Origin of the sequence: Streptomyces sp. MB09-01, from assembly GCF_033794505.1 — a bacterium.
GTDB lineage: Bacteria > Actinomycetota > Actinomycetes > Streptomycetales > Streptomycetaceae > Streptomyces.
The window spans coordinates 1-17,455 of the sequence record NZ_JARAYQ010000101.1 but is presented as its reverse complement, the minus strand read 5'-3'; the positions used below and the strand labels follow the sequence as shown (position 1 = coordinate 17,455).

Sequence of the window (17,455 nt, the reverse complement as noted above, 5' to 3'; positions counted from 1 at the left end):
ATGGACTTCAGCTTCGGGGCCGAGGACGAGGAGCTGCGCGGGCACGCCCGGGCGTGGCTGACGGAGCACCTCGTGGGCCCGTACGCGCAGGTCGTCGGCCTCGGCGGGCCGGGCAGCGAACACGAGGGGGTCGAGGCCCGGCGCGCGTGGGAGCGCGAACTGGGCCGCGGCGGCTGGATCGGGCAGGGCTGGGAGGCCCCGGCCGGGGCGTACGGGCAGCGGCGGCTCTCGCTGACCGGCCAGGTGGTGTGGGCCGAGGAGTACGCGGCGCTGCGCGCGCCCGGCCGGGTCGGCCACATCGGGGAGAACCTCCTCGCGCCCACGCTGATCGCGTACGGCAGCCAGGAGCAGCGGGACCGCTTCCTGCCCGGGATCGCGCGCGGCGAGGAGCTGTGGTGCCAGGGCTACAGCGAGCCGGGGGCCGGCTCCGACCTCGCGGGGATCCGTACGGCCGCGGTACGGGATCCGGCCGACGGGCTGTACCGGGTCACCGGCCAGAAGATCTGGACCTCGCTGGCCCGGGACGCCGACTGGTGCTTCGTCCTGGCCCGCACCGGGCCCGGGTCGCGGCGCCACCGGGGGCTGTCGTTCCTGCTCGTACGGATGGAGCAGCCGGGGCGCGTCGAGGTCCGGCCGATCCGGCAGATGTCCGGGACCTCCGAGTTCAACGAGGTGTTCTTCGACGGGGCGGTGGCGGCGGAGGTCGTCGGCGCGGAGGGCGACGGCTGGACCGTGGCCATGGGGCTGCTCGCCCTGGAACGCGGGGTCTCGACGCTGGTGCAGCAGATCGGCTTCGCGGCGGAACTGGAGCGGGTGCTGGCGGCGTACGCGGCGCGGGCGGCTCCGGGCACGGGGGATCCCGTCCTGCGGGACCGGCTCGTGCGGCAGTGGGCCGAGCTGCGCACCATGCGGTGGAACGCGCTCCGCACGCTCGGCGGTGCCGCCGACGACGCGGGCGCGCCCAGCGTGGCCAAACTGCTGTGGGGCGGGTGGCACCGGCGGCTCGGGGAGCTGGCGGTGGAGGTGCGCGGCGCGGCGGCCACCGCCGGTCCGGCGGCCTGGGCGCCCGGGCTCCCTTACGAACTCGGACTCGACGAGGAACAGCGGCTCTTCCTGTTCACCCGTGCCGACACCATCTACGGCGGCTCGGACGAGATCCAGCGGAACATCATCGCCGAGCGCGTGCTCGGCCTGCCTAAGGAGTCCAGGTGAGAGGCGTCGTATTCGACGGCAAGCAGGCCCAGGTGGTCGACGACCTGGAGATCCGCGACCCGGGGCCGGGGGAGGTGCTCGTCGCGATCGGCGCGGCCGGGCTGTGCCACAGCGACCTGTCGGTCATCGACGGGACGATTCCGTTCCCGCCGCCGGTGGTGCTGGGGCACGAGGGCGCGGGGACCGTGGAGGCCGTGGGCCCGGGTGTCGCGCACGTGGCGCCGGGCGATCACGTGTCGCTGTCCACCCTCGCCAACTGCGGGGCGTGCGCGGACTGCGACCGGGGGCGGCCGACGATGTGCCGCAAGGCGATCGGGATGCCCGGGCAGCCGTTCTCGCGGGGTGGGAAGCCGCTGTTCCAGTTCGCCTCCAACTCCGCCTTCGCGGAGCGCACGATCGTCAAGGCGGTCCAGGCCGTGAAGATCCCGGCCGACATCCCGCTGACCTCGGCCGCGCTCATCGGCTGCGGGGTCCTCACGGGAGTGGGCGCGGTGCTGAACCGGGCCCGCGTCGACCGCGGCGAGTCGGTGGTCGTCATCGGCACCGGCGGCATCGGGCTGAACGTGCTCCAAGGGGCCCGGATAGCGGGGGCCACGACGATCGTCGCGGTGGACGCGAACCCGGCGAAGGAGGCGGTGGCCCGGCAGTTCGGGGCCACGCACTTCATCGACGCCTCCGCGGCGGACGACTCCTCGGCGGCGGTGCGCGAGGTCCTGCCGACCGGCGCCGACCACGCCTTCGAGTGCGTGGGCAACGTCAAGCTGATCCGCCAGGCCGTGGACCTCCTCGACCGGCACGGTCAGGCGGTCCTCCTCGGCGTGCCCGGATTCACCGCGGAGGCGTCCTTCCTCGTCTCCTCCATGTACCTGGACAAGACGATCATGGGCTGCCGGTACGGGTCCGCGCGCCCACAGCGCGACATCGCGCTGTACGCCGAGCTCTACCGGCAGGGCAGGCTGCTGCTGGACGAACTGGTGACGGAGGTCTACCCGGTGGAGGACTTCGCCAAGGCCGTCGACGACGCCCACCACGGGCGGGTGGCGCGCGGGGTGCTCACCTTCTGACCGGGGGCACCGCTGACGGGCGGCCGGGGGGATCCCCCCGGCCGCCTCCAGCCGTCCTCCGATGTGATCACGTGCTCGTCGGGCCGGGGCCTCGCCTGCGCGTACACCCGGGACCGGCTCGCCCGGCCGAAGGCCGGGCGGTCCCGGCGGCCGGGGCGTCGCCGGAGGCGGGTCAGTCGCTGAAGCGGCCGAAGCGGCCCTTGTGGAAGAGGAGCGGTTCGCCCTCGCCGGCCGCGCCCATGGCCACGACCCGGCCCACGACGATGAGGTGATCCCCGCCGGTGTGCACGGCCTGGATGCGGCAGTCGATCCATGCGGGCACGGCGTCGAGCTGCGGCGATCCGGTGACGGGGGCGGGAGTGTGGCTCACCCCGGCGAACTTGTCCGCGCCGCTGACGGCGAAGGACCGGCACAGTTCGCCCTGCTCGGCTCCGAGGATGTTGACGCAGAACACCCCGGCGCGGGCGATCCGCGGCCAGGTGGTCGACGTACGGGCCACCATGAAGGTGACCAGGGGAGGGTCGAGGGACAGCGAGGCGAAGGACTGGCAGGCGAAGCCGGCCGGCCCGTCCTCGTCCTCGCCGGGAGGCGCGGTGATCACGGTGACTCCGCTGGCGAAGTTCCCGAGCACGGCCCGGAACTCGGCGGGGCTGACCGGCGCGCGCTCGTCCTCGCCGACGGCCCGCAGATCGGGGCGCGGCAGGGCGTCGACGGGCTCGGGTTCCCGCTCCGTCGCGGTGGAGGTGGGGGCGCCGACTGACCTGAGGTATCGGACGACGGTGGCCGCCATCCCTGCATGTCCCATCACACCGATGATTGAAGCTGACGGCTCGTCAGATAGGAAGAGGTGGGGGCGGGCCGCGTTGACGGATCGCGCTGACCTCGCACCTTCGAGCCGGACTCCAGCGGCCCTCCGCAATCCGGCCATTGGCCTGAACTCCCTTGTGAGCAAGGCGACATGGGGCGGTGGCCGGGTCGGAAACTCCCGTGTGTATGGTCATCGCCAACGACAAAGACGTCGGGGGCTGGGGTGGTCATGGGCAACGGTTTTCGCTACCGGGCCGAGCGGATCTCACTGGGCGCGATGGCCGTGGCGGGCATCGGGGTCCTCCTCGCCGATGTCCTCGGGTGGCTCGACAGAATGGCCCCCGGAGGCACGCTTCCGAAGATCACGCTGCTCATCCTGAGCACGGTGACCCTCTTCCTCCTGATGGAGTTCGACCGCCTCAAGGTGCTCGACAGCATCAGCACGCAGATCTCCGGCCTCACCCTGGACGGCCTCACGGGAGAGCTCCGGCGCCAGCACTACCTCGGCGTGACGAGGGTCCACCCGGAATTCCCCACCGTGGAGTTCAAACGGCTCGTGGGCGGTGCCCGGCGCGAGGTGGCCATCCTGCAGACGTGGATACCCAACCTCGACGGCCTCGAGGAATCGCTGGAGAAGGCCATCACCGAGTGGAACGTCGAGGTGCGCATCCTGCTGGTGCACCCGAAGTCCGCCGTGGTGGACCTGCGCGACCGGGCGTTGCGCAACACGAGCAGCTCCGTGTCGGTGAACGCGAGCCTCGGCATCCTCCGCAGGGTCCACGACCGCCTTCCCGGGGAACTCCGGAACAAGCTCAAGGTGCAGGTCTACAACTCCCTGCCGTCGATCGCCGTGTACAAGGCCGACGAGCACTACCTGGTCAGCTCCTTCCTGCACGGGCAGCTCGCCATCGAGTCCACGCAGATCGAGATAGACGGGTGCGACTCCGTGATGGGCCGGCAGGTTCAGAAAGAGCTGGACACCTTGTGGGACATCGGGAGCGAAGTGGATCTGCGTGACCCGGCGAGATCGATCGACGTCATCTAGCGATCCGGGAGAAGGGCTACGACCGTGTGGGAACTGGACAGGTTCGAGGACGAACTGATCGAGCAGTACAGGCGGCATCCGGTGCTCGCGAACATCGAGCGGCTGCCGGAGGAGGCGTTCGCCGAGATCCTGCTCCAGCGGCGCTTCCTGTCGCTCGCCTTCACCCCGGCCTACGACCTGGCGATCGACCTCCTGCAGGACGCCGAGGGGTTGCGGACCGCCCGGATGATCCTGCGCGAGGAGTACCCGGACGAACGCGGGGACACGAAGTCGCACCGCGAGGACATGACGGACGACATGCTCCAGCTCGGGATCTCCCGGACGGCCCTCGTCCGTTCGCGGCCGACGGCGGCGACGAAGCGGGCCGTCGAGGACACCTTCGCCCTGATCGCCGAAGCGGGCGACCACGACCGCTCCGACCTCAGGCTGTTGACGGTCCTGCGCTTCTGGGGCGAGATCCTGGTCTCCGTCGAGTACGGGCGGCTGTGGGAGCGCATGGAGCCCCTGCTGGTGCGTGACGGCGAGAACCGCTCGCGCTTCTACTACCCGCACCACTACCACGATGCCAAGAAGCACGCGCTGGAGACCGTGAACGTGCTGGCCATCAGCCACTCCGACCGGCTGGGCAACCGGCTGCGGCAGTTGATCGGCGACGGCGAGGGAACCGCCGACTGCTTCAAGGAGGCCGAGCAGCGCTCGCTGCGGCTCAAGGTGGACTTCTACGACCAGTTCCTGCCGGCGCTGGAGCGCGTCGGGAGCTGAAGCGGGGAGCGGCGGCGGTCGGCGTCCGCTTTTACACCCACACGGGTGAAACCCCCCGCCTCCGTGGTTCGGTACGCCGGGGCGGGGGTGGAGGCTCGGCATCGTGGCAGCGACCTCGTACCGCCGCCGTACACCCGGGAGGACCCCCATGCTCGGCACCGACTTCAGCACCGGATCACCCAACTGGCTCGACCTCGGCAGCCCCGACACGGAGGCGGCCGCCGCCTTCTACGGAGCCGTCTTCGGCTGGGACTTCGCCTCCGCCGGGCCGGAAGCCGGCGGCTACGGCTTCTTCCAGGTGAACGGGAAGACCGTCGCCGCGCTCGGGCCGCTCACCGAGGAAGGGGCGAGGTCCGCCTGGATGCACCACTTCATGACCCCCGACATCGAGGCCACCGCCGCGGCCGTCCGCGACGGCGGCGGCACGGTCCGGATGGAGCCCGGGGACGTCATGGGCGAGGGCTGGCTCGCGCACTTCACCGACCCGCAGGGCGCCGAGTTCGCCTGCTGGCAGCCCGGGAACACCGCCGGGTTCGAGGTGGCGTCCACCGAGAACACCCTGGTGTGGGCGGAGCTCCACGTGCCGGACCCGGTCGCGGCCATCGGTTTCTACGCCGGGCTGTTCGGGTGGCGGTACGCCGAGATGGACGTCCCCGGCATGACGTACCGCGTCCTGAGCACCGCCGACGGGGACCAGCAGGACGCGTCCTTCGGCGGGGTCGCGCCACTGGGCGAGGGCGCGGACGGCGGCGAGGAGGAGGCGCGCTGGGTGCCGTACTTCCATGTGGCGGACGTGGACGACACCATCGCGAAGGCGGAGAAGAGCGGCGGGTCGGTGCTCATGCCGGCGGCGGACGTACCGGACGTCGGCCGGCTCGCGTGGCTGGCGGACCCCTTCGGCGCGGTGTTCGCGCTGCTCAAGCCGAACCCCGAGACGTAGCTCACCGGCCCAGGTACTTGGGCGTGCGGCGCTCCACGAAGCTCGCCACGCCCTCGTTCGCGTCGGCCGTGGTCATGTTGATCTCCTGAGCGGTGGCCTCGGCGGCCAGGGCGGCCGCCCGGTCACCGTCCAGGGAGGCGTTGACCAGCTGCTTGGTCAGGGCGAGGGCCCGGGTGGGTCCCTGCGCGAGCCGCTCGGCCCACGCGCGGGCCGTCTCCTCCAGCTCCTCGGCCGGAACCACCTTGTTGACCAGGCCGAGGCGCTCGGCGTCGGCCGCCGGGAGGGCGTCGCCGAAGAACATCAGCTCCTTGGCCTTCTGCGGGCCGACGAGACGGGGCAGCAGGTACGCGCCGCCGCCGTCGGGTACCAGGCCGCGGCGGACGAACACCTCGATGAAACGGGCCGGTTCGGCGGCGATCACGAGGTCGCAGGCGAGGGCCAGGTGGGCACCGATGCCGGCGGCCGTGCCGTTGACGGCGGCGAGGACGGGCTTCTCGCAGTCCAGCACCGCGGTGATCAGGCGCTGTGCGCCGAGGCGGATCATGCGGGCCACGTCGCCGGCGACCCTCTCGCCCGCCGGTGCGCCGCCGCGGAGGTCCGCGCCCGCGCAGAAGCCCTTGCCGGTGGCGGTGAGGACGACGGCGCGGACGGCGGGGTCGGCGGAGGCGTCGGCGAGCAGCGCGATGACGCGTTCGCGTTGGGCCCAGGTGACGGCGTTCATCGCCTCGGGGCGGTTGAGGGTGATCCAGGCGACGCCGTTGTCGACGCGGTGGAGGACTTCGTCCTCGGGGATGCCGGTCATGGTGAACTCCCGTTCGGGGGACAGGTGCGGCGCCGTTGCCGGGGGCGCGGCCCCCGGACCCCCGCGCCTCGAACGCCCGTGAGGCCGGAAGATCGCCTCATGGCGGGTCAGCGGCAGATGGCGAGGGCGTCCAGGGCCACCGCCCCCTGGCCGCGGGGGAGGACCATCAGGGGGTTGATGTCCAGCTCGGAGAGTTCGTCGCCGAGTTCCAGCGCCATCCGCTGGATCCGCAGGACGACCTCCACCAGGGCGTCCACATCGGCCGGCGGCGCCCCCCGTACCCCCTCCAGCAGCGCGCGTCCCCGCAGTTCCGTGAGCATCGCGCGGGCCTGGTCCTCGCCGAAGGGCGGGACGCGGACCGCCGCGTCGTGGAGGACCTCGACCAGGACCCCGCCGAGCCCCACCGTGACCGTCGGGCCGAAGAGGTCGTCCTGGGTGACGCCGACGACCATCTCCACCCCCCGCTCCACCATCTGGCAGACGAGGATCCCGTCGAGCGGCACGTTCTCGTAGCGCGCGATGTCGGTCAGCTCCCGGTACGCGTCGCGGATCTGGCTCGCCGAGGTCAGACCGATCTTCACCAGGCCCAGTTCCGTCTTGTGGCCCAGCTGCGGGCCCGAGGCCTTCATCACCACCGGGTAGCCGACCAGGCCGGCCGCGCGGACGGCCGCCGCCGCGCTCGTCACCAGCTGCTCGCGGGGGACCCGTATCCCGTACGCGCGCAGGAGCTGCTTCGCCGCGTGCTCGCTGAGCTGCTGGCCGGGCCGCATGAGGGCCTGCGCCTTGCGGTACGAGGGGGAGGGCGTGCGCGGTGCGTCCTCGAAGGGGGAGCGGTAGCCGGCGGTGAAGCGGTGGTGGCCGAGGTAGGCGCGGACGGCGGTGATGCAGTTGCCGAAGGTGCGGAAGGTGGCCACGCGGGAGGAGCCGAGGAGGGTGGTGCGGTAGGCGTCCTCGGTGCCGACCGGGGAGCCCCAGATCACGCAGACGAGTTTGTCCGAGGCCTCGGCCGCGTCCACCAGGTCCTGGGCGAGCTTGTCGCTCATCGGGGGGAAGGGGCCGGTGATGGGACAGATCAGCACGCCCACCGCCGGGTCGGCGAGGATCGCATCGATGATCTTGCGGCCGCGCCAGTCGCCGACCGGGTGGCCGCCGTTGTCGACGGGATTGGCGACGTTCAGGTACTCCGGGATCCACTGGTGGAGCTCGTCCTGCTTGGCCTGCGAGAGGGTGGGCAGGGTCAGGCCCGCCTCGGTGGCCAGGTCGGAGAAGTGGGCCCCGGTGCCGCCCGAGATGGTGTAGACGACGACCCCTTCGGCCTTCGGCCTGCGGGCGCGGGCGAGCAGGGCGGCCGTGTCCTGGAGTTCGTCCAGGCCGTCGACGCGGATCACGCCGAACTGGCGCATTGCGGCGTCCACGACGGTGTCGGCGCCGGTCAGCTTCCCGGTGTGGGAGGCGGCCATGCGGGCGCCGGTCTCGGTGCGGCCGACCTTGACGGCGACGACCGGAACGCCGTTGCGCGCGGCCCGGTCGGCGGCGAGGAGGAAGGACCGGCCGTCCTTGAGGCCTTCGACGTAGCAGGCGATGGCTCCCACCTCGGGCTGCTCGGCGAAGTAGGAGATGAAGTCGGAGGTCTCCAGGTCGGCTTCGTTGCCGGTCGGCGCCCAGTGGGAGAGCCGGATGCCGAGTTCCTGGAGGGTGTAGACGGGCCGGCCCTGGTGGCCGGACTGGGTGATCAGGGCGATGGCCGGGCCGTCGAGGTCGTCGCGGAACTGCTCGAAGGCGTTGAGGTTGGTGTTGGGGCCGAGGAGGCGCAGGCCGGAGCGTTGGACGGCGGCACCGAGCCGCTCCTGGGCTGCGGCGCCCGCGTCGCCGGTCTCGGCGAAGCCGGAGGCGAAGGCGACGGCGAACTTCACCTTGGTCTCGGCCAGTTCCTCGATGACGGGGAGCGGGTCGGCGACGAGGAGGACGGCGAGGTCCACCTGTTCGGGCAGGTCGGCCACGGAGGCGTGGCAGGTCAGGCCGAAGACGGTGGGGCGGGTGGGGTGCACGGGGTGGATCCGGGCGCCGACGCGTTCCGCCCAGGCGATGAGCTGGCGGGTGATTCCGGTGTTCGGTCTGCCCTCGGCGTCGGAGGCGCCGATGACGGCCACGGACTCGGGCCGGAAGAACCGGTCGAGGTCGGGCACGTCGGCGTGCAGCGGCCGGCCGCTGACGTCCACGGCGACCGCATCGTCGGCGGAGGGGGACGCCGACGAGTGGACGGCCGTCCTGGGGGTCTCCCCGCAGGCCTCGACCCGTGCGCGGAAGTCGGTGGTGAGGGTGCCGTGAGTAGATCCAAGCATCGTTCCGCCCGCTCCTGCTCGATGAACCGTGATGGAACTGGAACTCAATTACTGACGTGTAGTCAGATTACTGAACTGACGTGCCGTCAGGAACAGGGCTGCGCAGGAAAGCTGGTGGAGGTGATGTGGTGAACGGTGTCAGATTCCCGCGGGGTCGGTCCAGAGCGCGGTTCGGCCAACGGCGTCCCGCTCGGCGGCGGCTTCCCGCGGGGCGTCCTTCGGGCGGCGCAGGACCGTGAAGGCGATGGCCAGCGCGGCGACGAGGAGGGCCGTCCCGACCGCGAAGGCCAGGTGGTAACCGCCGGTCAGGGCCTCGGGGGCGGGGCGTCCCGCCTCGGCGAGGGACTCGGTGCGGGAGGCGGCCAGGGTGGAGAGGACCGCGATGCCGAGGGCCATGCCGATCTGCTGGGTGGTGTTGAAGAGCCCGGAGGCCAGGCCCGCGTCCTCCTTCTTCGCGCCGGACATGCCCAGCGAGGTCAGGGCCGGCAGGGCGAGGCCGAAGCCGGCGGCCAGGAGCATCACGGGGAGCAGGTCGGTGAGGTAGTGCGCCTGCTCGGACCGGCCGGGCACGCGGGTCAGCAGGCCGAGTGCGCCGACCAGCAGCACCAGACCCGCCAGCAGGACGGCGCGCTCGCCGAACCGGGCATTGAGGCGGGCCGAGACGGTCAGGGAGACGAGGCCGATGACGGCCGCGGCCGGCAGCATCGCGAGACCCGTCTCGGCAGCGCCGTAGCCGAGGACGTTCTGCATGTAGAGGGCGACGAGGACCTGGAAGGAGAAGAGGGCGGCGACCATCAGCATCTGGACCAGGTTGGCTCCGGAGACGTTGCGCGAGCGGAGGATCCGCAGGGGCATGAGCGGGTTCGCGGCGGTGGCCTGGCGCAGGAGGAAGCCGGCGAGCAGGGCGAGCGCGAGGGCGCCGAAGCCGAGGGTGTTGGCCGAGGTCGCCCCGTACTCCTCGATCTTGACGACCGTGTAGATGCCGAGCATCAGGCCGGAGGTGACGAGCAGCGCGCCGAGGGTGTCCGCGCTGGCCTTCAGGCCGAGGCCGCGGTCGCCGGGCAGGGCGGAGAGGGCGAGCAGGGCGGTCGCGATGCCGATGGGCAGGTTGATGAAGAAGATCCAGTTCCAGGTGAGCGCGTCGGTGAGCACACCGCCGAGGACCTGCCCGATCGAGGCCCCGGCCGCACCGGTGAAGCTGAAAACGGCGATGGCTTTGGCTCGTTCGCGCGGTTCGGTGAAGAGCGTGACCAGGATGCCGAGGCTGACGGCGGATGCCATCGCGCTGCCGGCGCCCTGGAGGAAGCGGGCGGCGATCAGGAGACCGGGGGAGGTGGCGACGCCGGCGAGGAGCGAGGCCGCGGTGAACACCCCGGTGCCCGCGAGGAACATCCGCTTGCGCCCGATCAGGTCGCCGAGGCGGCCGGCCAGGAGCAGTAGCGAACCGAAGGCGATGAGGTAGGCGTTGACGACCCAGCTCAGGCCGGCCGGCGTGAAGCCGAGATCGCTCTGGACGGCCGGCATGGCGACGGTCACGATGCTGCCGTCGAGGACCGTCATCAGCATGCCGGTGGCCAGCACGCCGAGGGCGAGCCTGCGGGAGCGCGCGGCGGTGGGCGTGGGTGTGGGTGCGGTGGAAGGCATTGCGGTCTCTCCTGTCGTCGGGAGGCAACAAGAAAGACCGTAGCAGATAGTTTTGTTGCAGACTATCTTTTACGGATAGGAATGCTGGGGTCGCGGCGTCAGCCCTTCTGGCGTGCCCGCCGGGCCGGCCGCGGTCCCTCCTCGGGTGTCTGCAGGTGCCCCGTGACCAGGCGGTTCAGTGCGCGGAGCAGCACCGCGCGCTCGTCGTCCGGCAGGGCGCCGAGGGCGCTCCCGTGGACCCGGTCGACGATCTTCTGGCTCTCCTTCGCGACCTTCGCGCCCTCCTCGGTCACCGCGATGATCCGCGCCCGCCGGTCCGTGCTGGACGGCCTGCGCTCGGCCAGGCCGGCCTTCTCCAGCGCGTCCACCGTCACCACCATCGTGGTCTTGTCCATGTCCCCGATCTCGGCGAGCTGTGCCTGGGTGCGCTCCTCCTCGAGGGCGTGGACGAGCACGCAGTGCATGCGCGGGGTGAGCCCGATCTCGCCGAGCTGCGCGCTCATCTGGGTCCGCAGCACGTGACTGGTGTGGTCCAGGAGGAACGACAGGTCCGGTTCGGTGCGGGTGCGCGTCATGGCGGTCATGTCCGCCAGGGTAGCGAAAGTCGATCCGTCGCGGATTATCGACAAACGGACGACTGGCTCTGGCGGTCGGCTACCGGGACGGGGGCCGCCGGACCGGCTCTACCGCGACGACAGCTACGGGAGCGGCTCTAGGGGGACGACCTCTACGGGACCGGCTCTACCGGGACGGTGTCCGGCGACGCGCCTGCCGGGCCACGGCCTTGGCGATCTTCTCCGCGTCCATGGCCATCTCCCGGAACATCCCGCTGATGGGATTGGTGAAGCCGGTGAAGTACAGCCCGCGGGCCTGCTGCGAGGTGCGGGCGCCGTGCGTACGGGGCCGCCCCTGCTCGTCGAGCACCCCGAGCTCCCCGAGCAGCCCCTCCAGGGCGCGACGGTAGCCGGTGGCCGCGATCACCGCGTCCGGGGTGATCCGCGAGCCGTCCGCGAGCACCACCTCGGCGCCGTCGAAGGACTCCACGGCGGCCACCGGCTCCACCGCGCCGCGGCGCACCGCGTCGACCAGGCCGACGTCCTGGAGCGGGATCGCCCCCTCCTTGACCCGGCTGTAGAGGCCGGTGGCGGGGCGCGGGAGCCCGTACGCCGAAAGGTCCGGGACCGAGGCCCTGGTGACGAGCCGGGACAGGCCGTCCACCAGCCTCACGGGCAGCCGGCGGACGAGGATCCCGCTGCGCTGGGCCGGCCAGCCGGCGGTGGAGCGGCGCATGATGTGCGGGGCGGTGCGCACGGCGAGCCGCACCCGCGCCGCCCCGCCCTCGACGAGGTCGACGGCTATCTCGGCCCCGGTGTTGCCGACGCCGACGACGAGGACGTCCTGGCCGGCGTACGGCCGGGGGTTGCGGTAGTCGGCGGCGTGCAGCAGCCGGCCGCCGTACGTGTCCTGGCCCGGCCAGTCGGGGATCGCCGGCGTGTGGTTGTACCCGGTGGCGACGACGACGGCCGCGGCGGTCAGCACCCGGCCGCCGCTCGCGTGCAGGGTCCAGCCGTCCTCCCCCTCGGGGGCGGGCTCGATCCGGGTCACCTCGACGCCGGTCACGAGCTCCAGCTCGTGGTACTCGGCGTACTTCTCCAGGTAGCGCACGACGTCGTCACGGGAGACCCAGCGCCCGAAGCGGCGCGGCATCGGCAGGCCCGGGAGGGCGGAGAGCCGGCGCGTGGTGTGCAGGCGCAGCCGGTCGTAGTGCCCCCGCCAGGACGAACCGACCGCGTCGGACTTCTCGACGACGACCGCGCGGACCCCGCGGGCGCGCAGCGCGGCGGCCACGGCGAGGCCGCCGGGGCCGGCCCCGATGACGTACACGGGGCGGGGCTGGGTGGTCATGTCGGGTGCTGCGGGGACTCCAGGCATGAGGTGTGATCGTATCGCCACGCTGAGTTGATGGGTCTCGGAGAAGGAGGGAATCGATTGCGGATCGGTCACGGGCGGGGCGGTGGGCCGCACGTCCTGCCCGGTGGCAGGGTGAAATCCCTGCTTCCGGAGGGTCTGGAGTGACCGATGTGGCGACCCGACGGCTGGGGCGTGCGCGTCCGCCTGGGGGTCCTCACCCCGCACGCCGATGTCGGAACCGAGTCGGCACTGCGGGCCATGGCGCCGGTAGACGTGGGTCTGCACGCCGCCCGGGTGCCGTTCGGCGCGACGGGCCGCGGCGGTGCGATGGATCCGCCCATCCCGCTGGCCCCGGTACGGGCCTTCGCCGAGCCGCCGTACGTCGACGAGGTCACCGAACTGCTGGCGGCGGCGATCGGCTTCTTTCACCAGCTCCGCGTACGCGATCGGGGCGCGCGGGGAGGCGCGGATGCCGGCCCGCCTCTCGGCGCGCGCCCACGGGCAGCCCGTCGTCGCCCCGCGCGCCGCGACGGCCGAGGTGCTGCGGATCCTGGGCGCCGGCCGGATCTGCCGGGTGGATCCGCCGTGGTTCGACGCCGTCCTGAACGGTCCGGGCCGGGCCCACTACGAGGGCGCCGGCTTCGCGGTGGTGCGCGCGGCTCCGTGCGGCCTGCCCGGCGACCAGAGCGGCATCCGGCCCGAAGCCCTGCTGGACCGGGTGGTGTCCTTCGCCCCGGACGAGGCGGAGGCGGTCGGCGGCAACGGCTTCCGTGCGGTCGGCGTGATCGAGGCGCTGGAGGCGGCCCTGGGCCGTCCCCACCGCGAACCAGGTCCTGCCGTGGGCCGCCCTGCGCGCGGCGGGCGCCGCCACCGACGGGATCACCGGATACAGGCGGTTCTTCGCCAACCCGGAGCGGGCCGGGGCCTTGCGGGATCGCCCCGCATCCGCTGAACTGACGTACCGTCAGATCAGTGATGAGAGGGGTGGGGGCTGTCGATGCAGACCATCTGGCTCAGTGGGGCCGAATGGCTCGCCGTGCTCCGGATAGGCCTCGGCCTGTGGTGGCTGGAGAGCTGGCGGCACAAGGACAAGAAGGGCTGGTTCGAACGCGGCACCGGCATCGCGTGGGCCGCGGACGTAGCGAACAAGCACCGCTGGACCTTCGTCAAGGGCGGCTTCGAACTGGTCGTCGCGCCCCGCCCGAAGGCGATGGCGTACATCGTCGTCTACGCGGAACTCGCGCTCGGGCTGGGCCTGGTGCTCGGCTTCCTGACCCCGGTCGCCCTGGTCGGCGGGCTGCTGCTGAACCTGCTCTACCTGGTGCTGATGATCCACGACTGGGCCGAGCAGGGCCAGAACGCGATGATGGCGCTCATCTCGCTCGTCGCGCTCCTCGCCATGTCCTGGCAGACCTGGTCCCTCGACGCGGCGATCGGACTCTTCCTGTGAGCGGCGGCACGGCGCGCTACGACCTCCCGGAGACGGACGACTTCACCCGCACCTACTGGGAGGCGGCGGCGGAAGGCCGGCTCCTGCTGCGCCGCTGCGGGGACTGCGGGCGGGCGCACCACTACCCGCGCGAGTTCTGCCCGTACTGCTGGGCCGGCGAGGACCGTGTGACGTGGGAGCCGGCGAGCGGCCGGGCGACCCTCTACACCTGGTCCGTGATCCACCGCAACGACCTCCCGCCCTTCGGTGCGCGCGTCCCCTACACGGCGGCCGTGGTCGACCTGGCCGAAGGCCCGCGGATGATGACCGAGGTGGTGTCCTGCGAGGCGGCGGACCTCCGCATCGACATGCCCCTGGCGGTCACCTTCCGCGAGGTGGCGGACGGGGTGCGGGTGGCGGTCTTCCGGCCGGCCCCGCCGGACTGACGGATCAGGGCCAGAGCAGCTCGCGGACCCAGGAGCTGCCGGTGCCGGCGTCGGGGCCGGCGTCGGTGGTGCGGCGGTAGCGCAGGCGGGTGTGGCGGCGGGCGGGCTCGCCCTGGAAGAACTCCACCTCGTCGGCGTCCAGTACGTACCGCGTCCAGGTCGGAGCCGGTGCGTCCGGCTCGGCCCCGGCTCGTTCCCAGGCCCGCTCCGAGGCCCGGACCAGGTCCTCGGCCGACTCCAGCACCTCGCTCTGGTGCCCGGTGAGCGCGGCGGCGAGCGCCCCGCGCGAGCGGACCGCCAGGTCCGCGCGGCTCTCCTCGGGCCCGCAGGCGGTGACCCGGCCCCGGATCCGGATCTGCCGGGCCACGGTCGGCCAGTAGAACCCGAGCGCCGCCCGCGGCCGCGCGGCCAGCTGCACGCCCTTGGCGCTGGTGGCGTGCGAGGCGAAGTGCCAGCCGCGCGCGTCGGCGTCGTGGAGCATCAGCGTCCGCACGTCGGGCCGCCCGGCGCCGTCCACCGTCGCCAGGCTCATCGTGTGCGGCTCCAGCTGCCCCGCCCGGGCGGCGTGCACGAACCACTCCCGGAACAGCGGGAGCGGCTCGGCGGGCGCGGACCCGGGGTCGAAGCGGGGAAGCGGGGAGTCCCACACGCGTAGGGAGTGCAGGGTGGCGTGGAAGTCGTCAGTGGCCTCAGTGGCCTCAGTGCCGTCCGCACCGTCAGTGCCGTCCGTACCGATCTCGCTGATCTCGCTGGTCATACCCCCAGGCTAGGGTGCCGGCCATGGACGTTCACAGAGGTGTCGCACGAGGTGTTGCACGCGGGCTCTTCGCTCTCGCGGCGGCCCTGACGGCGACCGCGGTCGTCGCCCCGCTGTACGACCGCCCGGGCGGCCTGTCCGTCCTGGCCGAGCTCGACCACCCCGTGCTCCTCGCCGTCCTTGCCGCCCTCTCCCTGACGGCGGGGGTCCTGCTCTCCTCCCGCCGCCCCGAGGTCCGCAAGGCCACCGTCGGCGGCCTCGTGGCCGCGGCCGTCTTCGGCGCACTGGCCACCCCCGTGTACGTCATGGCCAGTGACCCCTTCCCGTCCCGGGAGTACGACCTCCCGGCCCCGGGCGGCGCCCAGCGCCGCCTGGTGGTGGAGCGCACCTCACCGCTCGTCGACCCCGTTTGGCGGGTCTACGTGGACACGGGCGCCTTCCCCACGGCCCGCCGCTGGCCGGTGGCGGAGTACACGGAGTCGAGCTGGCCGACGGGAGTCCGCCAGGCCGAGTGGATCGGTCCGGACCGCATCGCGCTGATCGACTACGACCACCGGCAGCACGAGGTCGAACTGTCCCGGGACGGTCGCCCGTTGAACGAGGTGGACTGGTAGGCGGCGCCGCCGCGGGGCCACGGGGCCACGGGGCCGCGGGGCCGCGGGATTTCGGAAATCTTCGGCAGGGCCGATGAGTTCGGCGTCCCGTCGCGGTCATACATGCGAAGGCACCGCGACGCAGACGAAGGAGACGACACCGTGGCCGAGACCGTGAAGGGCCCCGCCAGCTACTTCCCCTCGATCGAGAAGAAGTACGGCCGGCCGATCGCCGAGTGGAAGGACCTCATCAGGTCCTCACCGCTGACCGGGCACATGGAGCTCGTCACCTGGCTCAAGACCGAACACGGCCTGGGCCACGGCCACGCCAATGCCCTCGTCGCGCACACCCTCACCGAGACCACGTAGCCGCCGGCCCCACCGGCATCAACCGGCGCCGCCGCCCGGGGCCGGGGTCCTACCCCCGGCCCAGGAGGACCGTCCCCGAGGAGCAGAACCAGCCGCCCGTGCCCGAGGCCAGGGCGACCTCGGGGAGGCGGCCGCCGGGTTTGGTGACCTGGCCCGGGCCGGACTCTCCGCGGAGCTGGCGGACCGCTTCGACCAGCAGGAACAGGCCGCGCATGCCGGGGTGGCAGGCCGAGAGGCCGCCGCCGTCGGTGTTGACCGGGAGTTCCCCGTCGCGCAGCAGGCGGCCCTTCTCCGCGAAGGCCCCGCCCTCGCCCTTGGCGCAGAAGCCGAGGTCCTCCAGGGTCACCAGGGTCATGTACGTGAAGGCGTCGTAGATCTCCGCGAGGTCCACGTCCGCCGGGGTGAGGCCGGCCCGCTCGAAGGCGATGCGGCCCGAGACCGCCGCCGGGGACACGGTGAAGTCCTCCCACTCCGACATGGTGGTGTGGGAGACCGAGGTGCCCGCGCCGAGGACCCAGACCGGAGCCTTCGCGGTGTCCGGCACGTAGTCCTCCGCCGCCAGCAGCACGGCGCAGCCGCCGTCCGAGCGGATGCAGCAGTGCAGCTTCGTGAAGGGGTCCGCGATCATGTCGGAGGACAGGACCTCGTCCACCGTGATCGGGCCCCGGAACATGGCGTCCGGGTTGGTGGCCGCGTTCGCCCGGGCCTGCACGGCCACCGCGGCGAGCTGCTCCAGCGTGGTCCCGTACTCGTGCATGTGCCGGCGGGCGGCCATCGCGTACTTGGAGATCAGCGTGTGCCCGTACGGGACCTCGAACTGGAGCGGCCCGCGGGCCCCGAAGGACAGGTTCGAGGTCCGCCGGCGGGCCTTGATGTCGGCCCGTGCCGTGGAGCCGTAGACCAGCAGGACGGCGTTGGCGTGTCCCGCGGCGATGGCTTCCGCCGCGTGGGCGGCCATGACCTCCCAGGTCGAGCCCCCCACCGAGGTGGAGTCGACCCAGGTGGGGCGCAGGCCGAGGTACTCGGCCACCTCGACCGGTGCGAGCGTGCCGAGGCCGGCCGAGGCGAGGCCGTCGATGACGGACCGGTCCAGGCCGGAGTCGGCCAGGGCGCGCCGGGCGGCCTGCGCGTGCAGGGCGTAGGGGGTGGGGCCGTCCACCCGGCCGCAGTCGGAGAGGGCGACGCCGACGACCGCGACCCTCCGGCGGGCGCGGGACGCGGTTCCAGGTGTGAGTCCAGGCATGGGAAGGACGGTACATCTGACGTATCGTCAGATGCTAGGGGTCCGGGCGCCGCCCCGCCGCAACCCGCCCTCGCCGCCCCCTGTGCATC

General features: G+C 72.5%; 18 protein-coding genes. 10 read left to right on the top strand and 8 right to left on the bottom strand.

Annotated elements, in window-relative coordinates; translation table 11 throughout:
• Both PV721_RS21470 and PV721_RS21465 read left to right on the top strand, forming a co-directional pair.
• Complete coding sequence (locus PV721_RS21470; RefSeq protein ID WP_319726888.1) at positions 1–1,212, top strand: acyl-CoA dehydrogenase family protein; 1,212 nt, start codon at positions 1–3, stop codon at positions 1,210–1,212.
• Entirely contained in the window at positions 1,209–2,276 is a 1,068-nt protein-coding gene (locus PV721_RS21465; protein WP_319726885.1) for a Zn-dependent alcohol dehydrogenase, read from the top strand. Before PV721_RS21470 ends, PV721_RS21465 begins: the two co-directional genes overlap by 4 nt.
• A 172-nt stretch (positions 2,277–2,448) precedes the next feature.
• On the opposite strand, the gene PV721_RS21460 is transcribed toward PV721_RS21465, so the two are convergent.
• Positions 2,449–3,066 carry a flavin reductase family protein gene (locus tag PV721_RS21460; RefSeq protein WP_319726916.1) on the bottom strand — a complete coding sequence of 206 codons (618 nt, stop codon included), beginning with the start codon at positions 3,064–3,066 and terminating at the stop codon, positions 2,449–2,451.
• Between the two features lie 246 nt (positions 3,067–3,312).
• On the opposite strand from PV721_RS21460, the gene PV721_RS21455 reads away from it, so the two are divergent.
• The 3 genes from PV721_RS21455 (at position 3,313) to PV721_RS21445 (ending at position 5,830) form a co-directional block, all read left to right on the top strand.
• Positions 3,313–4,128: a hypothetical protein gene (locus PV721_RS21455; RefSeq protein WP_319726883.1), complete on the top strand. Its 816-nt coding sequence runs from the start codon at positions 3,313–3,315 to the stop codon at positions 4,126–4,128.
• A 24-nt stretch (positions 4,129–4,152) separates the two neighbouring features.
• Complete coding sequence (locus tag PV721_RS21450; RefSeq protein WP_319726881.1) at positions 4,153–4,890, top strand: hypothetical protein; 738 nt, start codon at positions 4,153–4,155, stop codon at positions 4,888–4,890.
• A gap of 148 nt (positions 4,891–5,038) precedes the next feature.
• Entirely contained in the window at positions 5,039–5,830 is a 792-nt protein-coding gene (locus PV721_RS21445; RefSeq protein WP_319726879.1) for a VOC family protein, read from the top strand.
• Between the two features lies 1 nt (position 5,831).
• On the opposite strand, the gene PV721_RS21440 is transcribed toward PV721_RS21445, so the two are convergent.
• The 5 genes from PV721_RS21440 to PV721_RS21420 all read right to left on the bottom strand — a co-directional run bounded on the left by PV721_RS21440 (position 5,832) and on the right by PV721_RS21420 (position 12,550).
• On the bottom strand, positions 5,832–6,632 hold the full coding sequence (locus PV721_RS21440) for an enoyl-CoA hydratase/isomerase family protein (RefSeq protein WP_319726877.1): 801 nt from the start codon (positions 6,630–6,632) through the stop codon (positions 5,832–5,834).
• A gap of 107 nt (positions 6,633–6,739) precedes the next feature.
• Positions 6,740–8,974, bottom strand: a complete 2,235-nt coding sequence (locus tag PV721_RS21435) for an acetate--CoA ligase family protein (RefSeq protein WP_319726875.1) — start codon at positions 8,972–8,974, stop codon at positions 6,740–6,742.
• Between the two features lie 138 nt (positions 8,975–9,112).
• Positions 9,113–10,618 (bottom strand): MFS transporter, encoded by a 1,506-nt coding sequence (locus PV721_RS21430; protein ID WP_319726873.1) that lies wholly within the window; start codon positions 10,616–10,618, stop codon positions 9,113–9,115.
• Positions 10,619–10,716: 98 nt separating this feature from the next.
• On the bottom strand, positions 10,717–11,202 hold the full coding sequence (locus PV721_RS21425; RefSeq protein ID WP_319726872.1) for a MarR family winged helix-turn-helix transcriptional regulator: 486 nt from the start codon (positions 11,200–11,202) through the stop codon (positions 10,717–10,719).
• 157 nt (positions 11,203–11,359) lie between these two features.
• Positions 11,360–12,550 carry an NAD(P)/FAD-dependent oxidoreductase gene (locus PV721_RS21420; protein WP_319726871.1) on the bottom strand — a complete coding sequence of 397 codons (1,191 nt, stop codon included), beginning with the start codon at positions 12,548–12,550 and terminating at the stop codon, positions 11,360–11,362.
• A gap of 448 nt (positions 12,551–12,998) precedes the next feature.
• Between PV721_RS21420 and PV721_RS21415 the strand changes: the two genes are divergently transcribed.
• Genes PV721_RS21415 through PV721_RS21405 form a run of 3 tightly spaced genes read left to right on the top strand, consistent with a single transcriptional unit; the run spans position 12,999 to position 14,404 of the window.
• Positions 12,999–13,481 (top strand): hypothetical protein, encoded by a 483-nt coding sequence (locus PV721_RS21415; RefSeq protein WP_319726869.1) that lies wholly within the window; start codon positions 12,999–13,001, stop codon positions 13,479–13,481.
• Between the two features lie 45 nt (positions 13,482–13,526).
• Positions 13,527–13,979, top strand: a complete 453-nt coding sequence (locus PV721_RS21410) for a DoxX family protein (protein ID WP_319726867.1) — start codon at positions 13,527–13,529, stop codon at positions 13,977–13,979.
• Positions 13,976–14,404: a Zn-ribbon domain-containing OB-fold protein gene (locus PV721_RS21405; RefSeq protein ID WP_319726864.1), complete on the top strand. Its 429-nt coding sequence runs from the start codon at positions 13,976–13,978 to the stop codon at positions 14,402–14,404. The genes PV721_RS21410 and PV721_RS21405 overlap by 4 nt, the downstream gene beginning before the upstream one ends.
• A 4-nt stretch (positions 14,405–14,408) precedes the next feature.
• On the opposite strand, the gene PV721_RS21400 is transcribed toward PV721_RS21405, so the two are convergent.
• Positions 14,409–15,161, bottom strand: a complete 753-nt coding sequence (locus PV721_RS21400) for a pyridoxal 5'-phosphate synthase (protein WP_319726862.1) — start codon at positions 15,159–15,161, stop codon at positions 14,409–14,411.
• A gap of 23 nt (positions 15,162–15,184) precedes the next feature.
• Here PV721_RS21400 and PV721_RS21395 point away from each other — a divergent pair, with 23 nt between their 5' ends.
• Both PV721_RS21395 and PV721_RS21390 read left to right on the top strand, forming a co-directional pair.
• Complete coding sequence (locus PV721_RS21395; protein ID WP_319726861.1) at positions 15,185–15,775, top strand: hypothetical protein; 591 nt, start codon at positions 15,185–15,187, stop codon at positions 15,773–15,775.
• A gap of 141 nt (positions 15,776–15,916) precedes the next feature.
• A complete protein-coding gene (locus PV721_RS21390; protein ID WP_319726859.1) occupies positions 15,917–16,123 on the top strand; it encodes a DUF4287 domain-containing protein in 207 nt (68 codons plus the stop codon).
• A 49-nt stretch (positions 16,124–16,172) separates the two neighbouring features.
• On the opposite strand, the gene PV721_RS21385 is transcribed toward PV721_RS21390, so the two are convergent.
• The gene (locus PV721_RS21385; protein WP_319726857.1) at positions 16,173–17,366 is read right to left on the bottom strand and encodes a thiolase C-terminal domain-containing protein; all 1,194 of its coding nucleotides are present in this window, start codon (positions 17,364–17,366) and stop codon (positions 16,173–16,175) included.
• Between the last annotated feature and the right edge of the window lie 89 nt (positions 17,367–17,455).